18 protein-coding genes, 1 tRNA gene and 1 pseudogene are annotated in these 20,002 nt (G+C 65.8%); 5 read left to right on the forward strand and 15 right to left on the reverse strand.

All coding sequences use genetic code 11. The features are described 5' to 3' along the window. Positions 1 to 210 precede the first annotated feature (210 nt). The 5 genes from B4394_RS03040 to B4394_RS03060 form a co-directional block, all read right to left on the reverse strand. A complete protein-coding gene (locus B4394_RS03040) occupies positions 211 to 1,164 on the reverse strand; it encodes a Ppx/GppA phosphatase family protein (protein WP_170915048.1) in 954 nt (317 codons plus the stop codon). Next, positions 1,161 to 1,640, reverse strand: coding sequence for a DUF501 domain-containing protein (locus tag B4394_RS03045; RefSeq protein WP_078310100.1), 480 nt, complete (start codon positions 1,638 to 1,640; stop codon positions 1,161 to 1,163). The genes B4394_RS03040 and B4394_RS03045 overlap by 4 nt, the downstream gene beginning before the upstream one ends. Next, positions 1,637 to 2,266 carry an FtsB family cell division protein gene (locus B4394_RS03050; RefSeq protein WP_078314099.1) on the reverse strand — a complete coding sequence of 210 codons (630 nt, stop codon included), beginning with the start codon at positions 2,264 to 2,266 and terminating at the stop codon, positions 1,637 to 1,639. Before B4394_RS03050 ends, B4394_RS03045 begins: the two co-directional genes overlap by 4 nt. A gap of 29 nt (positions 2,267 to 2,295) precedes the next feature. Next, positions 2,296 to 3,588 (reverse strand): phosphopyruvate hydratase, encoded by a 1,293-nt coding sequence (gene eno / locus B4394_RS03055; RefSeq protein WP_078290586.1) that lies wholly within the window; start codon positions 3,586 to 3,588, stop codon positions 2,296 to 2,298. Between the two features lie 83 nt (positions 3,589 to 3,671). Then, positions 3,672 to 4,391: a lytic transglycosylase domain-containing protein gene (locus B4394_RS03060; protein WP_078314248.1), complete on the reverse strand. Its 720-nt coding sequence runs from the start codon at positions 4,389 to 4,391 to the stop codon at positions 3,672 to 3,674. Between the two features lie 221 nt (positions 4,392 to 4,612). On the opposite strand from B4394_RS03060, the pseudogene B4394_RS03065 reads away from it, so the two are divergent. The 3 genes and pseudogenes from B4394_RS03065 to efeB (B4394_RS03075) all read left to right on the forward strand — a co-directional run bounded on the left by B4394_RS03065 (position 4,613) and on the right by efeB (B4394_RS03075) (position 7,821). Then, a pseudogene (locus B4394_RS03065) lies at positions 4,613 to 5,418 on the forward strand (FTR1 family iron permease). Next, the gene (gene efeO / locus B4394_RS03070) at positions 5,415 to 6,569 is read left to right on the forward strand and encodes an iron uptake system protein EfeO (protein WP_078314100.1); all 1,155 of its coding nucleotides are present in this window, start codon (positions 5,415 to 5,417) and stop codon (positions 6,567 to 6,569) included. Before B4394_RS03065 ends, efeO begins: the two are co-directional and overlap by 4 nt. After that, positions 6,550 to 7,821: an iron uptake transporter deferrochelatase/peroxidase subunit gene (gene efeB, locus B4394_RS03075; protein WP_078310112.1), complete on the forward strand. Its 1,272-nt coding sequence runs from the start codon at positions 6,550 to 6,552 to the stop codon at positions 7,819 to 7,821. The genes efeO and efeB (B4394_RS03075) overlap by 20 nt, the downstream gene beginning before the upstream one ends. Here the strand turns inward: efeB (B4394_RS03075) and efeB (B4394_RS03080) are convergent. The 4 genes from efeB (B4394_RS03080) to mfd form a co-directional block, all read right to left on the reverse strand. Then, positions 7,818 to 9,044 carry an iron uptake transporter deferrochelatase/peroxidase subunit gene (gene efeB / locus B4394_RS03080; protein WP_078314101.1) on the reverse strand — a complete coding sequence of 409 codons (1,227 nt, stop codon included), beginning with the start codon at positions 9,042 to 9,044 and terminating at the stop codon, positions 7,818 to 7,820. The genes efeB (B4394_RS03075) and efeB (B4394_RS03080) overlap by 4 nt on opposite strands. Positions 9,045 to 9,061: 17 nt before the next feature. After that, positions 9,062 to 11,116 (reverse strand): iron uptake transporter permease EfeU, encoded by a 2,055-nt coding sequence (gene efeU / locus B4394_RS03085; RefSeq protein WP_078314102.1) that lies wholly within the window; start codon positions 11,114 to 11,116, stop codon positions 9,062 to 9,064. Between the two features lie 120 nt (positions 11,117 to 11,236). Then, positions 11,237 to 12,220, reverse strand: a complete 984-nt coding sequence (locus B4394_RS03090) for a nucleoside triphosphate pyrophosphohydrolase (protein ID WP_078310119.1) — start codon at positions 12,218 to 12,220, stop codon at positions 11,237 to 11,239. Beyond that, on the reverse strand, positions 12,217 to 15,870 hold the full coding sequence (gene mfd, locus B4394_RS03095; protein ID WP_078310122.1) for a transcription-repair coupling factor: 3,654 nt from the start codon (positions 15,868 to 15,870) through the stop codon (positions 12,217 to 12,219). Before mfd ends, B4394_RS03090 begins: the two co-directional genes overlap by 4 nt. 107 nt (positions 15,871 to 15,977) lie before the next feature. Here mfd and lysA point away from each other — a divergent pair, with 107 nt between their 5' ends. Then, a complete protein-coding gene (gene lysA, locus B4394_RS03100) occupies positions 15,978 to 17,324 on the forward strand; it encodes a diaminopimelate decarboxylase (RefSeq protein WP_078310125.1) in 1,347 nt (448 codons plus the stop codon). A gap of 28 nt (positions 17,325 to 17,352) precedes the next feature. On the opposite strand, the gene B4394_RS03105 is transcribed toward lysA, so the two are convergent. From B4394_RS03105 to B4394_RS03130, 6 genes are all read right to left on the reverse strand, one after another. Continuing rightward, on the reverse strand, positions 17,353 to 17,652 hold the full coding sequence (locus B4394_RS03105) for a hypothetical protein (protein WP_078314103.1): 300 nt from the start codon (positions 17,650 to 17,652) through the stop codon (positions 17,353 to 17,355). An 89-nt stretch (positions 17,653 to 17,741) separates the two neighbouring features. Then, the gene (locus B4394_RS03110; RefSeq protein WP_078314250.1) at positions 17,742 to 18,011 is read right to left on the reverse strand and encodes a hypothetical protein; all 270 of its coding nucleotides are present in this window, start codon (positions 18,009 to 18,011) and stop codon (positions 17,742 to 17,744) included. Between the two features lie 129 nt (positions 18,012 to 18,140). After that, positions 18,141 to 18,380, reverse strand: a complete 240-nt coding sequence (locus tag B4394_RS03115) for a hypothetical protein (protein ID WP_078310133.1) — start codon at positions 18,378 to 18,380, stop codon at positions 18,141 to 18,143. Positions 18,381 to 18,482: 102 nt separating this feature from the next. Next, positions 18,483 to 18,779, reverse strand: coding sequence for a hypothetical protein (locus tag B4394_RS03120; RefSeq protein ID WP_078310577.1), 297 nt, complete (start codon positions 18,777 to 18,779; stop codon positions 18,483 to 18,485). 94 nt (positions 18,780 to 18,873) lie between these two features. Then, positions 18,874 to 19,053: a hypothetical protein gene (locus B4394_RS03125; protein WP_078290626.1), complete on the reverse strand. Its 180-nt coding sequence runs from the start codon at positions 19,051 to 19,053 to the stop codon at positions 18,874 to 18,876. 128 nt (positions 19,054 to 19,181) lie between these two features. Further along, positions 19,182 to 19,775: a TetR/AcrR family transcriptional regulator gene (locus B4394_RS03130; protein WP_070936308.1), complete on the reverse strand. Its 594-nt coding sequence runs from the start codon at positions 19,773 to 19,775 to the stop codon at positions 19,182 to 19,184. Positions 19,776 to 19,926: 151 nt separating this feature from the next. Between B4394_RS03130 and B4394_RS03135 the strand changes: the two genes are divergently transcribed. Continuing rightward, positions 19,927 to 19,998 (forward strand) — tRNA-Gln (locus tag B4394_RS03135). The last annotated feature ends 4 nt before the right edge of the window (positions 19,999 to 20,002 follow it).

The raw sequence follows: 20,002 nt of genomic DNA on the forward strand, positions 1-20,002 counted from the left end.
CCAAACCTTCCGCACGTCATCAAACATCTGCTGATCCGGGCTCGTGCGCGACGCTGCGCCTCTCAACTGACCGTTTACCGGACTTCAACTGTCCGTTATCGAGCCGTGTTGATATATCAACTGTCAGTTGATTTGACCAACTTGTCAACCGGAGGAGGGGCAAGACTGTCAACTGTTACGCAGGTCACAGGGGCGCGTGTTAAGGCCCAGTTACCTGCGTAAGGACATCGCGATCCCGTCGAGGATGTCGTGCTCGCTGACCACCAGCTCGGTGATCCCGGCGCGGCCGGATAACTCGCGCGCCAATTCCTGGACGACGATGGATCCACCGCCGATGACGTCGACACGCCCCTCGTGCATCGGCCCCAGGGCAGCCCGCTGCGCTCGGGGCATCGCGATCAACTCGGACGTCACCTCCGAAAGGCGCCCCAACGGCACCCGCGACAGGTGGATCGCGGCCGGGTCGTACGCGTCCAGCCGGTGCGCCAGCGCCGCCAGCGTGGTGAACGTACCCGCGACCCCCACCCACGTTCGCGCCTGCTCGACCGGCACCACGGCGAATGTCCGCGCCAACTGTGCCCGCACCACATCGCGTGCCGCCGCGATTTCCGCTGCGGTGGGCGGGTCCGAGTGCAGGCACCGCTCGGTGAGCCGCACACAACCGATATCTGCCGAGAAGCTGGCCTTAACCCCGCCGGTATCACCGATCACCGTCTCGGTGGACCCACCGCCGAGGTCCACAACCACGTAGGGCGCGGCCGTCGAGTCCAGCTCCCCCACCGCGCCAGCGAACGACAGCGCGGCCTCCTCGGTGCCCGTGATGACCTCTGCCACCGCCCCCGGAACGACGGATCCGAGCAACTCGGCCGTCATCGCGAAAAATGTCTCGCGGTTCGAGACGTCCCGCGCGGCCGAGGTGGCCACCATGCGGACCCGCTGTACTCCACGAGACTCCATCAGGTCGGCATACGCCCGGAGTGCCACCCGGGTGCGCGCGATGGCCTCGGGCGCGAACTCGCCCGTCGCGTCGACGCCCTGTCCCAGACGCACGATCCGCATCTCGCGATGCACATCCCTCAACCGCCCGGAGTCATCGATATCCGAGATCAGCAGACGGATCGAGTTGGTGCCGCAATCCACGGCGCCCACCCGAACGGCGGTCACCAGACCTCCGGCAGCACGCCGGGCATGGTGCCCGCCAACTCTCGAATCGCCTCATCCCCCAAGGGATTGACTCCCGGTCCCACGGCAAGCGAATGCCCGATCAGCACATGCAAACACTTCACCCTGTCGGGCATTCCGCCCGCGGTCACCGTGGTGCCGAGCGGTTCGATCGCATCACGCTCGGCGAGGTAGCTCTCGTGGGCGCGCCGATACGCGGCGGCCAGATCCTCATCGGAGGCAAGGCGATCGGTCATGTCGCGCATCAGCCCACCGGATTCCAGGCGGCTCGCCGCCGCCGTCAGGGCCGGGTGCGTCAAGTAGTAGAGCGTGGGAAACGGCGTGCCGTCGGGTAGCCGCGGAGCGGTCTTCACGACGGCCGGCTCACCGTTGGGGCAACGGTAGGAGACCTCCAGCATTCCTCGCGGAGCGCGGCCCAATTGCCCTGTGACCGCGGCGATGTCGTCGTCGGAGATCACGGCAGCGGAGCCGGTGACGCCGACGGCGCAGTCGGTACGGCGGTGGGAGAGTCGGCGATGTTGTGCCACAGATTGGTGTACCACGGATTACCGTTGTCCACCGGCCCCTGACCCTGCGGCTTGGCATCGACGGGGGTGTTCGGCAGCTGCACCTGGAACGGCACTTCGCCCGGCATCACGAACCCCAGCCGCTCACGCGCCTGGGCCGCGATATAGGCCGGATCCGCCAGTCGGCGCTTCTTGTCCTCGAGCAAGGCAATCTGGTCCCGCAGCTGGGCTTCCGCGGCCGCGAGCTGATTCCGCTCGGCCTGCTGCGAGAAGTAGGTGCGGACCGGACCCGCCACGGTGAGGGTCAGCGCACACACCACGGCGGCCAGGATGGCGGCTCGCCGCGCGGTGGACCCGAGGCGCTGCTCGGACTGATGCTCCGCGCTGCGTTCGATCGATGCGGCCACCGAGCCGGTGGCCCCGCCGGCCTTGGGTGCCTTGGCCGGTGCCGCCGGACCGCTGCGCGCGGGACCCCTGACAACCTTCTGCGCCGGCCGTTTGACCGGCGTCCGCTTACGGGCAGCCGGAGCCGGACCCCGCGACCTACCGGACGCGGGGCGGCGTTTGGATTCAGCCATAGCTCGGCCTCAGCCCGCCAGCTTGTCCGCTAGTCGGACGTCTCGATCGAGAAACGCGGGAAGGCCAAGTCGCCCGCGAAGCGGGCGGCATCCCCGAGCGTCTCTTCGATGCGCAGCAGCTGGTTGTACTTGGCCACCCGCTCGCTACGCGCCGGGGCGCCGGTCTTGATCTGACCGCTACCCACCGCGACCGCCAGGTCCGCGATGGTGGTGTCTTCGGTCTCGCCGCTGCGGTGGCTCATCATCGTCTTGTAACCGCTGCTGTGCGCCAATGTCACCGCGTCGAGGGTCTCGGTGAGGGTGCCGATCTGATTCACCTTGACCAGCAGGGCATTAGCGGCACCGCGCTCGATGCCTTCTTCCAGGCGCTCGGGGTTGGTGACAAACAGGTCGTCGCCGACCAGCTGAACGCGGTCACCGATCGCCGTGGTGAGCGCCACCCATCCGTCCCAGTCGTCCTCGGACAGCGGGTCTTCGATGGACACCAGCGGATAGGCGTCGAGCAGCTCGGCGTAGAACGCGCCCATCTGCTCAGCGGTGCGCTTCTCCTTCTCGAAGCTGTAACCGTCTGCGGCGCTGTAGAACTCGGTGGCCGCGACATCCAGCGCCAGCGCCACATCCGAGCCCAGCTTGAGGCCGGTCGCCTCGATCGCGATGCTGATCAAGTCCAGCGCGGCCCGGGTGCCGGCGACATCGGGCGCGAATCCACCCTCATCCCCGAGGCCGGTGGACAGGCCCTGCTTCTTCAGCACGGACTTGAGCGAGTGGTAGACCTCGGTGCCCCAGCGCAGCGACTCCTTGAAGCTCGGCGCGCCGATGGGCGCGACCATGAACTCCTGGACATCGACCCCGGTATCGGCGTGCGCCCCACCGTTGAGGATGTTCATCATCGGCACCGGCAGGATGTGTGCGTTCGGGCCGCCCAAGTACCGGAACAGTGCCAGTCCGGCCGAGTCGGCAGCGGCCTTCGCGACGGCCAGCGAGACACCCAGGATGGCGTTGGCGCCGAGGCGCGACTTGTCGGGGGTGCCGTCAAGGTCGAGCAGAGCCTGATCGATGAGGCGCTGATCATCGGCGCTCTCGCCGATGATGGCCGGGGCGATCTCGTCGAGCACGGCGTTCACGGCCTTGGTGACGCCTTTGCCGCCGTAACGCGCGCCGCCGTCGCGCAGTTCTACGGCCTCGTGCTCACCGGTGGAGGCGCCCGAGGGGACGGCCGCCCGTGCGAAGGTGCCGTCAGTCAAGGCAACCTCGACCTCGACGGTCGGATTGCCGCGTGAATCGAGGATCTCGCGGGCGCCTACCTGCTCAAGAATCGGCACTGTCTCTCCTTTGGTGTGCTGCGGTTCCGACGTCGTACGGGGATGAGCCGCTCAGGGCGAAGAACATCGGGTACAGACTAGTGCTACAGCGAGCCGCCCTTGGCGTAGGCCGTGGCCCAGTCCCGTACCTGCTCGGCGTACACGTCCGACATGTTGTAGGCCCACAGCGCCTTGATCCAGCCCTCGGTGGTACTCAGGTCACCACCGCGGGAGCACAGGTAACCCGCCGCCGACAGCGCGGCGTCGTCGATATTGTCGGGGCTGGGGTCGCCCTCACCGGCGGCCCGGACACCGTAGATACGCCAGGTCTCGGGGATGAACTGCATGGGTCCCATCGCGCGATCCTGGTTCGCGTCACCGTCCAACGCACCCTTGTCGGTGTCCGGTAGCCGCAGGTTTCCATTGGATCCGTCCAGGCGCACTCCACGGATCGGCGGCAGTGCGTCGCCATTGGGTTGCAGCTGGGCGCCGTGATACGTGCCGTTGTGGCTCTCGACGGTGCCAATTCCGGCCAGTGTCGTCCACGCGATCTTGCAGCGCGGGTTCTCCTGCTCGGCAACCTTGGCCGCGTAGGCATACGCCTCCAGCGCGATGACCGGGATTCCCGTCTTCTGGGCACGCGGAGTCGACCATTCACGGAGCTGGTCGGCGGGGCGGCCCTGGATGTGCGCGGGCGGCGTTGCGATGTCGGGAACCGGATCTCCGGTCGGCGGCGGCACCCCCTGAGGTAGCGGCGAGCGCCCGCCCAACTGCCAGGAACAGCCTGCTGCCAGCAGAAACATCGAAGTGGAGACGACGAGCACAATTCGCACTAAGCGCGCCGACAGGGAGCGCACGGCGAGGGACGACACGACGGAACTCCTAGACGGTGCGATGGATTGCCCTCCATCGTTGCACGACCTGGACACACACGAATGCAGCCGATGCCGTGCCATCGCCTCCGAGCACCCGGTTCAGGTAAGGTCAGCCGCACCTTGGCAAGCGTTGGCTAGCCAAAGTCACATGACGGAAAAGGACCCTGGACATGGGCAGTATCGGCGTCCTAGCCGACGGGCCGACAAGCTTCTCGCAATACTTCAGCAGCGGCCTCATCGGTCTGCGCGAAGGCCTCGAATGCGGGATCGTCGTGATGATCCTGGTGGCGTTCCTGGTGAAGTCGAACCGCCGCGATGCGCTGCGGTGGGTGTGGCTGGGCGTCGCCGGCGCCATCGCGATGACGTTGCTCATCTTCGTGACGATCCATTTCGGCAGTAACACCATCAGCGACCTGGGCGCCGAGGCGATCGCCGGGGTGGCCTCGCTGGTCGCGGTGGCCATCGTGACGACCATGGTGCTGTGGATGCGCACCGCAGCGGCCAGCATCGCCGGCGAATTGCGCCACGGTATGGCCCAGGCACTGGAAACGGGCTCATTGGCGATCCTGACCGTCGCCTTCCTGTCGGTCGGCCGTGAGGGTGTCGAGACCGCACTGTTCATGGTCGGGTACGCCAAGGCCGGAACCGCCTGGCCCCTAGCCGGACTCGTTACCGGGGTCGCCGTGGCATCCTGTCCTATGGCATCGGCGCCCTGCAGACGGTCGGATGGCTTCCGGGTCTGTCCCACAAAGCCTTTGACATCACCGGCTGGTTCGACTGGAGCGCCTGGTACGGCGAACTGCTGCGCGGGATCTTCAACGTGACACCGACCCCGACGGTGCTACAACTCACGGGCTGGATCATCTACCTGGTGATCGTGCTCGGTCTCTTCCTGCGCCCGGTCGCCTTGCCGCCCAAAGAAAAGCCCCAAGAAATCAACACCACTGAACCCCAACCCGAGAGGACCGCTGGATGAGACTGTCGCTCGCCTTTGCGTCCACCGCACTTGCGGTGGCCACCGGTACAACCCTGGCGGCCTGCACCCCTAAGGAGCCCGCGCAGGGCGGTGCTGCCGGTGCCGGTCAGGAGATCACCGTGACCGCCACCGATACCAGCTGCGAGGCCTCCAAAACCGAGGCCACCACGGGCCCAGTCACTTTCCAGGTAACCAACAACGGGTCGAAGGTCACCGAGTTCTACGTCTACGACAAGGGCGATCGCGCGCTCGGTGAGGTCGAGAACATCGGCTCGGGCATCAACCGCAAGCTCATCGTGCAGTTCACCGAGCCGGGTACGTATCAGACCGCGTGCAAGCCGGGCATGATCGGTGACGGCATCCGCGGCGACTTCAAGATCACCGGGGCCGCGGTGAAGCTGGACGCCGAGGGCAAGTTCAAGGATGCCACCGACCGCTACCGCGGCTACGTGATCAGCCAGGTGGACGCCCTCAGTGAATCCGCCACCAAGTTCGTCGACGCGGTCAAGGCTAAGGACATCGCCTCCGCCAAGGCGCAGTATCCGACCAGCCGGGTGTACTACGAGCGGATCGAGCCGGTCGCCGAGGCCTTCCCCAATGACCTGGACCCGCGAATCGACTTGCGCGAGGCCGATCTTCAACCCGGCGAGAAGTGGACCGGCTATCACCGGCTGGAGAAGGATCTGTGGGTGACGGGCCTCCAGCCGGACACCGACGCCATCGCCGATCAGCTGCTCAAGGACATCAAGGAGCTCTCGGACGGCGTGCGCGCCAAGGACTTCGACATCAACACCACCAAGATCGCGGGCGGAGCGCAGACTCTACTCGACGAGGTGGCCAGGACGAAGATCTCCGGTGAGGAAGAGACGTTCAGCCACACCGACCTGTGGGACTTCCAGGCCAACGTCGACGGCTCGCAGAACGCGATCGCTACCGTGCGGCCGATCCTCGATGAGCGCAAGCCCGAACTGGGGCAGGCGATCGACAAGCGGTTCAAGGAAGTCGACACGCTACTGGGCAAGTACCGCAAGGGTGACGGATTCGTCTTGTACGACACCGTGCCCCAGGATCAGCGCATCGAGCTGGCACACGCCATCGACGCGTTGTCCAAGGAGGTCAGCGAGGTCCAAGGTGTCATCGCCGGACGGTAGTGGTTTCAACCGCCGCAAGCTGCTGGGCGCGGCGGGGGTCACCGCCGCCGTCGCCGGGGCCGCGGGCGCGGGAGTGCTGGGCGGTCGGGCGAGCGCGGCCAGCACCGGGCCGGTCAACGTCAAGGTCCCGTTCCGGGGCGATCACCAGGCCGGGATCACCACCCCGGCACAGGACCGGATGCATTTCTGCGCCTTCGACGTGATGCCCAACGCCACTCGCGGCGAGGTGCAGGCGATGCTGCGCCAGTGGACCGACATGGCCGAGCGGATGTCCCAGGGGCAGGAGACCACACCCGGTGGTGCGGTAGACGGCAATCCCTATGCCCCACCAACGGATACGGGCGAGGCGCTGGACCTGGCCTCCTCTGCGCTGACCCTGACGATCGGGTTCGGGCCCTCATTCTTCCGCAAGGACGGGGTGGACCGGTTCGGCATCGCCGACAAGCTGCCGCCTCCGTTGCAGGAGCTGCCGAAGTTCCGTAACGAGAAGCTGGACCCCGCCCGCTGTGGCGGCGATATCTGTATTCAGGCCTGCGCCGACGACCCTCAAGTCGCGGTGCATGCCATCCGTAACCTGGCGCGGGTGGGCTTCGGAACCGTCGCGGTCAAGTGGTCGCAGCTCGGATTCGGCCGCACCTCCTCGACCAGCCGGTCGCAGGTGACACCGCGAAACCTGTTCGGGTTCAAGGACGGAACCCGCAATATCAAGGCCGAAGACACCGGGAAGGTCGACACCAGTGTCTGGGTGGCCAAGGGCGACAACCCCGAATGGATGACGGGCGGCACCTACCTGGTGGCACGGCGCATCCGGATGCTGATCGAGAGCTGGGACCGCACCGTACTCAACGAGCAGGAACGAGTCATCGGGCGCGCCAAGGGATCCGGCGCGCCCATCGGGCAGGCCGACGAGTTCGCGGCCATCGACTTCAGCGGTAAGAAGTCCGACGGGGAACCGCTGCTCGACGTGGACGCGCACGTGCGGCTGGCTTCCGCCGAGGAATTGGGCGGTATCGAGATCTTGCGTCGCGGTTACAACTTCACCGACGGATCGGACGGCTTCGGACATCTGGACGCGGGACTGTTCTTCATCGCCTTCGTGCGCAATCCGCAGACCCAGTTCATCCCGATGCAGCGCAAGCTGGCCACCGAGGACGCCCTCAACGAATACATCCTGCATACCGGCTCGGCCCTCTTCGCCTGCCCGCCGGGGCTGGGCCCCAAGGAGTACTGGGGTCAGGCACTCTTCGGCTAACTGAGCAAGGCCCTTCCGTACCAGTCGTTCTCATCGGTAACACCGGGCAGCGCGAAGAAGTACCCGCCACCGAACGGCTGTACGTAGTCGACGAGAGGCTCGTCGTTCAACCGGTTCTGCACGGTTTCGAACTGGCGCTCCAGATCTTGCTGGAAGCAGACGAACACATGGCCCGACTGCATGTTCCCGTTCAGATCCACGCCCAGGTCGTAGTTATAGGAGCGCCGCACCAACCGCTGACTGTCTGTCTCCGTGGTGCGCGGATTAGCCAGCCGGATATGCGCATCGAGAGGAATGGTCTGACCTTCGGGATCAGTCGCGTAGTTGGGGGTGTCGAACTCGTTGTTGCCGTCCAGCGGTGCGCCGCTATCGCGCCGGCGGCCGAACATCCGCTCCTGTTCATTGATGGAGACACGGTCCCAGAACTCCACGAGCATCCGGATGAGGCGCACCACCATGTAGGTGCCATCCGCGGTCCAGGCCGGCTCACCCTGGCCCACCCAGATCAGCTTCTCGGCATCGTCGGACACCGGGTTGGCGGTGCCGTCCTTGAAGCCCAACAGATTGCGGCCCGTTCCCGACGGACGCGGCGGCGAGTTGTACCCCTCAATCCGCCAACGCATCTGCAGATCGCCGCGCACCGCACGGGTGATGTCACGCAGCGCGTGATGCACCGTATCGGGATTGTGGGCACACAGCTGAACCAACAGATCGCCGTGTGACCACGCCGCCTCGGGAAAATCATTGGGGAACACCGTCATTGGTTTGAGCTTGGCAGGCTTACGGTCGGTCAGCCCGAATCTGGTATCGAACAGGCTCGGCCCGACGGCCACCGTTACCGTCAGCCCATCGGGCTCGACCACAGGCCCGACCACCTCGCTGTCCGCGGGCGGTTGCCCCACACCCAGCTCGGGCGGGGTGCCACCGGTACACAGGAACCGCGCCCGCTCGGTCAGCTTCCTGAGGGCCGCAGCCAGCGCATCCCTGTTCTTCGACATCACGTCGAAAGCCACGTGGCAGGCGAAATTCTGCTTCTCGGCGGGAACCGGGGTGAGGATTCCCGATTGCCTGGCCCCGTGGAAGGGGTATCGACTCGGCGGTACGGCTACGGCCGCCGCGTTCGCGTCGACTTCGGCACCCTTGACGATCACCGCACCCGTTACCGCGGTGCCGGCGGCGCCGATGGCAGCGCCGCGTAGGAAATTCCTGCGGTTGACATCCATATTGCGCGACTCCTTGGTCAACGGCTCGGCGGGAGTTCGATAAGCAGCGGTACCGAGGCAAGCGTCTCAAGCACTTGCCCTAGCGCGGCATCCACCGCCTGGCGGCCGGCCAGCGGCACCTGGACAAGCGGTCGCCAGCGACCCCCTTGCTGCGTTGCCCTGAGTGCTGCGTCAAGAATCTCTAGCTGGGAATTGATTTCTCCCAACAGTTTTGGATCACGCGCATTGATCAGCGCGGAGAACTGACCCAGTACCGCCCGGGTGGCCTCGACCGCGGCCGCCGCCTCCGGATACTCGGTGCCCGCCCCCTGGTTCGTGTAACCCATCAGCTGGAATCGCAAGGTGTCCTCGAGGATTTCGTGTGGGCGCTTCGTCTGATCGGCCGGTTCGGTCATCACGTCCGCCAGATGCGCACGCAGCGTGTCGATAGTGGACACCAATTCCTCTGCCACCGGCACCAACGTGGACGCGGGCTGCCCATGCCACAGCCCGTACTCCAGGCGGCGCAAGCCTTTGAAGTCGGGATCGTGCACTCCCTCTGCGAGCCCGTGCGGCAGCCCGGCGATGGCGTCCCCATAGTCCTTGAAACTGCCATACGCCGCACCGATCCGATTCCAGGTCAGAATCGCCGGCACCCAATCCTTCTTAGCCGCTTCGACGTTTCCCGCGGCAAGGTCGGTACGAAGTGCCCGCGCCTGGGCGCCCAGTGCAGCCAAGAGGTTATCGGCGTAACGCTGGTAGGCCTCCATCGGCGGCTCGAGGTCGTCCTCGGTCACCCTGACGACAGGCCGGGGCGCACCAGGGACGGCGTTCCCGCTGACCTGCCGGGCCGCGGAGTACCTGACCGGCTCTCCGGCCATCAGACACGCGAACGTGTACGTCCCGTCAGAGAGCGTTGCGGTGATCGTGGAGCTAGTCGACGGCCCGAGAGTTTCGATCTCGGCCACCACGCCGTTGTTGCCATCCACCAGGTTGATCTCACCGGTCTTACCCGACTTGTTCACGACGGAGAATGTCTGCACTCCAGTGCCAGCGGACTTCCAGTCCTCCGCGCACCCCGTGGCAGTCACGGTCACCTGCGTACCGACGTCGCGATCGGCGGACGGCAGAATCGCGATCACCGCGGCCGCGGTGATCACCGGCACCACCACGATGGCCGCGGCAACCGCGAGCGGACGCTGCCCGATCAGCCGGGCGAAGGCCGACGGTTCCCCGTCCGTTTCCGGCGCGCCCGTGGGCGAATGGTTTTGGCGTGACACCCGTAAGAACGGAGGTATCACCAATATCAGGTACCCAGCCCACGCCACCACCTGCAGCACGGTCATCCGCGGGGTGAGCTGAGTGATACCCGTGACAATGGTGACCCACCAGGAGTCCGCTGAAATGTGTTGGCTCAGATCGAATGCGTACCAGGCCCGCCCGGGCAGCCACCCCGCGGTCTGCAGGTCGCCGATGCCATACGCAAGGATGCCCGCGGCGATCACGATGAGCACCACGGCCGTACGCGTGAAGAACACCCTGAGGTTGAGCTTGACCGCGCGGCGATACAGCAGCCAGCACAGCGCCACCGCGATCGCCAGCCCGATCGCACCGCCGATCACCGGTCCGGTGGTCTCCCCCGCCGCCTTGGCCGCGGTCCAGAAGAACAGCGTTGTCTCCAGTCCCTCGCGGGCTACAGCCAAAAACGCCGTCAGCGCCAGCGCACCCGCACCGAGGATGAGGGCGTGCTCAACCTTCCCGGACAGCTCGCCAGACAGGCTGGCGGCGGTGCGCGACATCCAGAAGATCATCGCGGTGACCAATCCGACGGCGAGGATGCTGAGTACGCCGCCCACCACGTCCTGGCCATGTGCACCGAGCGAGCTGGTCGTGGAGTTGAGCACCGCCGCGAAGCTGGCCGACACGGAGAGTGCACCGAGCACGCCCAGCCATACCGGGGCGGTGGCCCGGCGCCCCTCGGCCGCCAGCGGTGAACGATGGACAGCGGCAAGCAGAATGCTCACCACGAGCCCCGCCTCCAGGCCCTCCCTCAGGCCTATAAGCAGATTGGGAACCGCATCCGATAAGACCACCTAGATAAGGTATGGCGTACCTAAATGCTGTGCAAATGCTGTGCAAATGCTGTGCGGACCATAGTCCCGCGAAGCCGGGCACAAAGGCCCGTCCGGCGCGGACGTAGCTACCGTCTGGGTCTACACCGACTCTGCATCGGCGTCGTCGGCAGACGCCTCAACCGGATTACGCAGCCAATGTTCGCGCCACTCCTCGCCGTCCACACCGCGCAGGTCCGTGCTGGCCAACCCTGCGGCGACATCCTCACCGCGCCGCCCGGCCAGAATGGCTCTCTCGGCGCGGCGCACGGTGTCCATGAACTCCAAAACATCTGCACGCAACTGGTTCTCGGCGTCGCCCTCGAGTTCAATGGTCACCGACAGCAGCTGCGCCGGGATCAACTCCTTGGGCAGCCCCGCAGCCGTCACCCTGCCCAGCACCTTCTGAGTAAGTGCGAGCGCGGGCTGGCTACTGGACACACCGTCCAGGCACGAGTCGCGATCCTTCTCCTGCGCCTTGCGCTCTTCCCATTGCGCCAGTTGCTCTTCCAGCGAGATCGAGCTGGAATCCCCACCAGCGCCGAGTATTACCGGAATGCGGTTACCCAACTTGTTCAGTAGCGCCTCGGCGACATCGTCGATGTTGAATGGATGCTCCGGGGCGTCTTCCGCGATGCGGGCATGGAAGAGCACCTGCAGCAGTACGTCTCCCAGCTCTTCGCGGAGCTCGTCCACATCACCGGTGCGCACGGCATCGAACAGCTCGTAGGTCTCTTCGAGTAAGTACCGGCGCAGGGAATCGTGGGTCTGAGTGCTCTCCCACGGGCCGTTCGTCCGCAGCCGGTCCATCACCGCCACCGCGTCGATGAGCTTCTCGCCCTGACGCACCGGCGGCGCGATGACCTTGGCCCCTGCCCCGATCCGCGCCTTCACCTCCGGATGATCGCGGTCCGAGGACAACAGCGCGGGGGCATCCTCTCCGATGTACACCGGACGCGCGGTCGACAGCGACCACGCCAGCCGGACCGGGAGCTCCTCGGTGTACTGCAGATCACCGGCGAGCAAACCAACCGCCTCGACCGGAACCATCGACGGATGGCGTGGGTCCACAAGGATGACGGTCATTTGCTCACCTCCACTCGTGTTATATCAACACTGCCCGCGGGACGCCCCGACAATGCCAGCAGCAGATCAACAATCATATGCACGAGCTCCAGGTCACGGATCCGCTCCGATCCCACACCCCCGTCGCCGGCGCGCGGGATGGGAACCTGGACAACGGAAGTCGTCGCGCGATATTGAGCCGCCGGGTGTAAACGTTTGAGCCTCAATTGCGCCGAATCCAGCAGTGGTAGCGGCTGTATCCGGATATTGGTGCCGGCCACCGAAAGATCGGTGATTTCCATCTCGCGACACAGCAACCGCAGCGAGGCCACGGCAACCAGTCGCTGCACCGGAAGCGGCAGCGGCCCGTAACGGTCGATCAGCTCTTCCACGGCCGCATTGATCTGCGCGGCGTCCCCGGCCGCCGCCAGCCTGCGGTATGCCTCGAGGCGCAACCGATCGCTGCCGATGTAGTCCGTCGGCAGATGCGCGTCGACCGGAAGATCGATACGCACCTCCTTGGGCTCCTCCGCGGTCTGCACCGTCTTCCCGTCGGCGGCCGCGCGGTATGCCTCGACAGCCTCGCCGACAAGCCGGACGTAGAGATCGAAACCCACCCCGGCGACGTGACCGGATTGCTCGACGCCGAGCACGTTGCCCGCGCCACGAATTTCCAGATCCTTCATGGCCACGGCCATACCGGCACCCAGATCGTTGTTCTGCGCGATGGTCGAGAGCCTGTCGTACGCGGTCTCCGTCAGCGGCACCTCGGGCGAATACAAGAAGTACGCATACCCACGTTCCCGGCTGCGGCCGACGCGACCACGCAGCTGATGCAGTTGCGACAGTCCGAAGATATCGGCCCGTTCCACGATCAGTGTGTTGGCGTTGGAGATGTCCAGCCCGGTCTCGATGATGGTGGTGCACACCAGGATGTCGTACTCCCGGTTCCAGAACCCCTCGACGGTTCGCTCCAGTAATTCCTCGGGCATTTGACCATGCGCCACAACAACTCTGGCTTCCGGTACCAGCTCGCGCAGTCGGGCCGCGGCCCTGTCGATGGTGCTCACCCGGTTGTGTACGTAGAACGCCTGCCCGTCGCGCAACAGCTCACGGCGCAATGCCGCCGCCACCTGCTTGTCGTCGTGCGGGCCCACGTACGTCAGGACCGGGTACCGCTCCTCCGGTGGCGTGAGGATGGTCGACATCTCCCGGATGCCGGCCAGGCTCATCTCCAGTGTGCGCGGGATCGGGGTGGCGCTCATGGTGAGAACGTCCACATGGGTGCGCAGCGCCTTGATGTGTTCCTTGTGTTCGACGCCGAAGCGCTGCTCCTCGTCGACGATCACCAGACCGAGGTCCTTCCACCGCACAGCCGTCTGCAGCAGACGATGGGTGCCAATCACGATATCGACTGAGCCGTCGGCCATTCCCTCGATGACCAGCTTCGAGGTGGCCGGATCGGTGAATCGGGACAGGCCCGCCACCTTCACCGGGAATCCCGCGGTGCGATCGGTGAAGGTCTGCAGGTGCTGGTCGGCCAACAGTGTCGTGGGCACCAGCACCGCGACCTGCTTACCGTCCTGGACGGCCTTGAACGCCGCCCGCACCGCGATCTCGGTCTTGCCGTAGCCCACGTCGCCGCACACCACCCGGTCCATCGGGACCGGTTTCTCCATATCAGATTTCACCTCGGTGATGGCGGTCAGCTGATCGACGGTCTCGACGAAGCCGAAGGCGTCTTCCATCTCCCGCTGCCACGGAGTGTCCGGCGCGAAGGCATGCCCGGGTGCGGCCTGGCGAGCGGCGTACAGCGCGACGAGCTCACCGGCGATCTCGCGAACAGCCTTACGCGCCTTGGTCTTCGTGTTAGTCCAGTCGCTACCCCCGAGGCGACTGAGGCCGGGCGATTCACCACCCACATACCGGGACAGCTGATCAAGGGAATCCATCGGTACATACAGGCGATCGCTCTGCCCACCGGCGGCGGCTCCGCGCTTGCTCGACGCGTACTCCAGCACCAGATACTCCCGGCGGGCTCCGCCGACGGTGCGTTCCACCATCTCGACGAATCGCCCGATGCCGTGCTGATCGTGAACCACCAGATCGCCGGCGCTGAGGGCGAGCGGGTCAACCTGGTTGCGGCGCTTGGCTGGTAGCCGCTTGCCATCGGTGGCCGCCACGCGACTGCCGGTGAGGTCAGTCTCGGTGACGATGACGATATTGGCCCCCGGAAGCACCGCGCCATCGGTGAGGTGACCGCGCAGGACTCCGACCACTCCCTCGGCGGGCTCGGCTCCCGGCTCCAGCAGTGTCGCAGGCGTTTCCGTTTCGGCCAGCTGCTCGATAATCCGGTGGGTGGTGCCCGCACCGGCGGCTACCACGGCCGCCCGTCCACCCGTCATCACATGAGCGCGCAGCATCGCGAAAATCTCCGCGGCGCCCTCCTTGTGACCGCGCGAGGATGGCGACTGGCGTACCGCGAGCTCGATGGACTTGTCGTCACCCATACTCAGCGGGCTCAGCGACCACCACGGATGTCCGGCCTCATCGGCGGTGTGCTTGACGTCATCAAGCTCCCTGAACCCCGAATCGGCCAGTGCGGCAATATCGATCGGCGCATCTGCACCTATCGCAGCAACCGACCAGGAGGCCTCCAGGAACTCACGGCCGGTGCGCTCCAGGTCGGCCGACCGAGTGCGGACCTTCTCGGGATCACAGACCAACACGGGAGCGCTATCGGGCAGATGGTCGACCAGCATGGTGAGCTCACCTGAATGCAGCACGGGCAGCAGTGATTCCATCCCGTCGACGCAGATGCCGTCCGCCAGCTTGGCCAGCATCTCCCCCACTCCGGTCCCGATCCGGTGCTCATCGGGCACCTCTGCGGAGGCACTTGCCACCGCGGCGAGTTCAGCGGCACGGGCACGCACCTGCGCGGTGAGTAGCAGTTCGCGACAGGGCATCGCGAGCACGGAGGTGACCTCCAGCTCGGGGATCGATCGCTGGTCGGCGACCGAGAAATAGCGCATCTCGCTGACCTCGTCGCCCCAGAACTCGACGCGCACCGGATGGTCTGCGGTGGGACTGAAGACGTCGAGAATGCCGCCGCGCACCGCGAACTCACCACGGCCCGCCACCATGTCCACCCGGGTGTAGGCGAGCTCGACCAGGCGGGCGATCAATCCGTCGAAATCCGATTCGGCGCCGACCGTGAGCTCCACGGGCTCAAGATCGAACAAACCGGGAGACATCGGCTGCAGCAGCGAACGAATCGTGGTGACCACGACCCGCAGCGGTGGCCCCATCCGGGCATCCTCCGGATGCGCGAGCCGGTGCAGCACCTGCAGCCGCGCACCCACGGTGTCGACACCGGGCGATAACCGCTCATGCGGAAGCGTCTCCCAGGACGGGAGCAGCGTCACCGCATCGCCGTATACGTCGCGCAGCTCGGCGGCGAGGTCTTGCGCCTCCCGGGTGGTGGCCGTCACAACCAAGACGGGTGCATTGCTCGCGTCGGCGATACCAGTCACGACGAATGCGCGGGCACACGACGGTGCCGTCAGATCAAGGCCGGTCTTGGCGGCGATGGCCGGGGCAAGAACATCGAATGCGGGATCCCGCAAGGCTGTCCGGATCACCCCGGCGAGAGGCGGGGCAGTCACAGTCATGGTCTGCTCATTCTACGGCGCCCAGATCTCGCCAATATCCGGCCCATCTCCGTCAAGGCCACGTCAAGAAACTCCGCATGCGATCGCCACAGGCGCACGGTGGATGCATGACACTTCTGGACCTCCTGCCGTCCTTACATAACGTGGCGCGCCCACGCGTCGACCCAGCCGTATGGCCGGTCACCACACACCTGGACGAGCAGGGCCGGATGTGCGTCGGAGAGACGGCGCTCTCGGAAATCGCCGACCAATTCCGCACCCCCGCGTACGTACTTGACGAGGAGGACTTCCGCTACCGCGCCCGTCGCTATCGCAGCACCCTGCGCGAGATCGAGGTCGCCTATGCCAGCAAGGCACTGCTGACCGCCGATGTCGCGCGTTGGGTGGCGCAGGAGGGCCTGTCGCTGGATGTCTGCTCCTCCGGTGAGCTGGCGACCGCACTCGCGGGCGGTTTCGATCCGGAACGAATCATCATGCACGGCAACGCCAAGACCCCTGATGAACTCAGTGACGCAGCCGCAGTGGGTGTGGGCCGGATCGTGGTGGACTCCTATACCGAGATCATGTTCCTGGCGACCCGGCTGTCCAAGCGCCAGCGAGTGCTGGTGCGCGTGACCCCCGATATCGACATCCACGGCCATGCCGCGGTGACGACGGGCGTCACCGACCAGAAGTTCGGGTTTCCGCTGCACGGCGGGCATGCCACCGAAGCCGCCCGCCGCGTTCTTGACCAACCCCTGTTGAACCTGGTGGGCCTGCACTGCCATATCGGCTCACAGGTCACCGACTGCGCGCTCTACGGCGAGACCATCCGCCGCATGATCGCAGCGATGGCCGATATCCGCGCCAAACATGGCGTGATCTTGAGTGAACTCAATATCGGTGGCGGCCACGGTGTGCCCTACCGCTCGGGTGATCCCGAACTCGACCTGGCCGAACTGGCCGATTTCATCGACGACGCCCTCGACGCCGCCTGCGCGGCTGAGCGTTTCCCGCGCCCGCGCATCGTGGTGGAGCCCGGTCGCGCCATCTCCGCGCGCGCGGGAGTGACGCTGTACCGGGTGGTGTCGGTCAAGACCCAGCCCGGCGGACGCACCTTCGTGGCCGTCGACGGCGGCATGAGCGACAACCCCCGCGTTTCGCTGTACGACGCGAAATACAGTGTGGCTCTGGCCAATCGGCATCCGTCTGCGCCACCGCAGCTGGTGACCGTGGCCGGGCGGCACTGCGAATCCGGCGACGAGATCGCCCGCGATGTCAGTCTGCCCTCGGATGTACGCCCCGGCGACGTGCTGGCCGTGGCCTGCACCGGTGCGTACAACCACAGCATGGCCTCGTCCTACAACCTGGTCGGACGTCCCCCGGTGCTCGCGGTCCGCGATGGACGGGTGCGCGAGCTGGTACGCCGCGAGACCATCGCCGATCTGCTGTCACGAGACTGCGGCGCGCAGTAGGGCAACAACGGCCCTCACGCTCGTTCGTCTACAGCGCGGCGCCGCCCTTGGTCGGGGCAACCGTCAGGGGCGGCGCTGGGATGTGGGCCGTAGGGGTTGAGTGGAGCTCGGCGTCACCGGGCTCGGAGCAGACCTCCTCACCCGGTTTTGGCGCACTGCACTTTTCGTGCGCTCCGGCCGGCGGAACAACCGCGGTGGGCAGCGCGCAGGCGGCCGCACCCGGCGCGCACGGGGGATCGGCGTGAGATACGCCCAAAGCCAACGGCGTACCGATGGTGACACCCGCCGCCACCAGCAGCGCCGCACGCCGTACCAGCACAAACATCATGAGAAGACGATAGGTCCGCCTGCCTCACGTCGCCATCGGACCGGCATTTTCCCAGTCAGTTCACAGCTAACTGCCAACCACGCCATGACTCAGGGGTGATTGCGCGCCTCTCCGGGAGCATTGATCATCTGCCAGGGCGGCATGCCGCTTTGGGGAGCCTGCGGGATGTCCGCCGGATTTGGCTTCGAGTGCAATTCGGCGTCCTCGCGCACCGGAGCCGCGGGAGTCGGCGCCTGACACATGGCCGGATCCGCGCACGGCTGCTCTGCCCCCGCCGCCGGGGCCAGTACCGCGGGCATGACGACCAGCGCTGCCGCCGCCGCGGCTGCCACCACCCATCGCATCAGTATTGACGTCATGACAAGCACCTCGCCTATCCATCAACCCCAGGGTTTGACTTTAGGCGCTTTTCGCACGTCATACAGCTAGTTCACAGCTTTTCCGAACCTATCGGCCAGAATTACGCACGCGCGTTCCCGGGCAGCCATTCAGAGGTTGTCGGGACGCACCGGGACGTCGGGCGGAGTCGGCAGGTCGGCCGGATCCGGCCACGATCGTAGCTCGGCGTCACCAGGCGTTATGCACACCTCGGAACCCGTCCGGGGCTGCGCGCAGTGCCCATGGCCGCCAAGGGCCACACCCGCCGGACTGGTCGCCTCAATGCCAACAGGAACCGCCGCAAGTAGACCCGTCGCTGCCACCGCCACGGCGTATCGAAGCCCAGGCACGGAACAACACCCCTTTAATGCTTAGATTCGCTAACAAGTCAACGTTAGACTCGTTAGGATCCGAAAGCAATTACCAAGGGGTGTTGTCCCGGTACCGACCTGCTAGTGACCCATACCGGGGTTACCGAAAACCATCCAGGGCGGAGTCTCGGCCTGCGGTACCGGTGGGATGTCTGCCGGGTTCGGCGACGAGTGCAGTTCCGCGTCTCCCGCACGGGTGCACACCATGTCGTCGGGTCCGCCATTGCAATTCTCGGGGTTAGGCGGCTCGGATTGACACATGGCCGGGTCCGCACACTGCGGATCGGCCGCGGCAACGGAGGCCAGCGACACAGGCAAGGCGCCCAACGCGGCCGCGGCAGCACCGATCACTGCCCATCGCACAACTACTGACGTCATGACAAACACCTCATCCTGTGGTCAACCCCAACAAGTTAAATTCTAGGTGATCGACGCATGTCACGCACTGGTTCGGCCCTGCCCGCCGGTTCTGTCACGGGATCCAGATGCCCGAGCCGGTACCCCCGACGACGAGCCACGGCGATGCCTGCGGAACGTCCGGGATGAACTCCCGGTTCGGCGTGGAATGCAACTCGGCGTTGCCCGGCTTCACACACACCCGTGCGGTCAGGGGGCCGCTGCAGTTGTCCGCGGCCGCAGTGGGAGCACCCATGACGGCAACCGCGAGCGCGGCCGCGACGCCAAGAACGAGGCGAATCGCTGTCACGACCGACCACCTCCCATCCGAACCACTCGTTAGGTCAAACGGTGCGGAGCGCGCAGATGTTCCTGCCTGACGGGTCATTCCTCATGTAGCTGCGGATCTGCTTCCAGATGCTTCAAGCCATGCCAGCACAGGTTGACGATGTGCGCCGCCACCACTTCCTTCTTGGGCTCCCGGGCATCGAGCCACCACTGGGCCGTCATCGACACCTGACCCACCAGCGCCTGCGCGTAGAGCGGTGCCATCTCGGCGTCCAGGCCACGGCGCTGGAAATCGCCCGCCAGGATGCTCGACACCTGGCTGACCGCGTCGTTGAGCAGACTCGAATACGTCCCCGAGCTCACCCCGGGCGGTGAGTCCCGGATCAGGATCCGGAACCCGTCGGTGCGGTCCTCGATGTAGCTCAACAGGGCCAGCGCCACCTGCTCCAGCCGCACCCGTGAGCGATAACTCGTCAACGACGACGTGATGCCGTCGAGCAGCACCGACATCTCACGATCCACCACAACGGCGTAAAGGCCCTCCTTGCCACCGAAATGCTCGTAGACGACCGGTTTGGACACCCCGGCGCGTTGCGCGATCTCCTCAATAGAGGTGGCCTCATACCCGCGTTCGGCGAACAACGACCGCGCGACATCGATCAGCTGGCGGCGGCGCTCAGTGCCGGCCATCCGGACGCGAGGAGTCCGCCCGGGGCCATCCGGCCTACTAGGTACCGCCATGTGCCATCACTTTCCTCGGTCGCATAACCGAGCTTGTGGACCTAATGTCGCTCGGGCAAGCCTCGCTCCTTGGTCGACTACAGTCTTCATTCTGTAACAGTCCGTCGTGGTGTAATCGGCAGCACCTCTGATTTTGGTTCAGATAGTTCAGGTTCGAGTCCTGGCGACGGAGCAGT

The sequence above is a fragment of the Mycobacterium sp. D16Q16 genome, assembly GCF_002013745.1.
Lineage (GTDB): Bacteria > Actinomycetota > Actinomycetes > Mycobacteriales > Mycobacteriaceae > Mycobacterium.

What these genes read in the sequence shown, in the direction of transcription:
- lysA (WP_078310125.1), top strand. Translation starts at nt 15,978, where the DNA reads ATGACACTTCTGGACCTCCTGCCGTCCTTACATAACGTGGCGCGCCCA.
- B4394_RS03110 (WP_078314250.1), bottom strand. Translation starts at nt 18,011, where the DNA reads ATGACGTCAATACTGATGCGATGGGTGGTGGCAGCCGCGGCGGCGGCA.
- B4394_RS03090 (WP_078310119.1), bottom strand. Translation starts at nt 12,220, where the DNA reads ATGACCGTCATCCTTGTGGACCCACGCCATCCGTCGATGGTTCCGGTC.
- B4394_RS03105 (WP_078314103.1), bottom strand. Translation starts at nt 17,652, where the DNA reads ATGATGTTTGTGCTGGTACGGCGTGCGGCGCTGCTGGTGGCGGCGGGT.
- B4394_RS03125 (WP_078290626.1), bottom strand. Translation starts at nt 19,053, where the DNA reads ATGGGTGCTCCCACTGCGGCCGCGGACAACTGCAGCGGCCCCCTGACC.
- B4394_RS03130 (WP_070936308.1), bottom strand. Translation starts at nt 19,775, where the DNA reads ATGGCCGGCACTGAGCGCCGCCGCCAGCTGATCGATGTCGCGCGGTCG.
- B4394_RS03120 (WP_078310577.1), bottom strand. Translation starts at nt 18,779, where the DNA reads ATGACGTCAGTAGTTGTGCGATGGGCAGTGATCGGTGCTGCCGCGGCC.
- mfd (WP_078310122.1), bottom strand. Translation starts at nt 15,870, where the DNA reads ATGACTGTGACTGCCCCGCCTCTCGCCGGGGTGATCCGGACAGCCTTG.
- efeB (WP_078314101.1), bottom strand. Translation starts at nt 9,044, where the DNA reads ATGGATGTCAACCGCAGGAATTTCCTACGCGGCGCTGCCATCGGCGCC.
- efeO (WP_078314100.1), top strand. Translation starts at nt 5,415, where the DNA reads ATGAGACTGTCGCTCGCCTTTGCGTCCACCGCACTTGCGGTGGCCACC.
- B4394_RS03050 (WP_078314099.1), bottom strand. Translation starts at nt 2,266, where the DNA reads ATGGCTGAATCCAAACGCCGCCCCGCGTCCGGTAGGTCGCGGGGTCCG.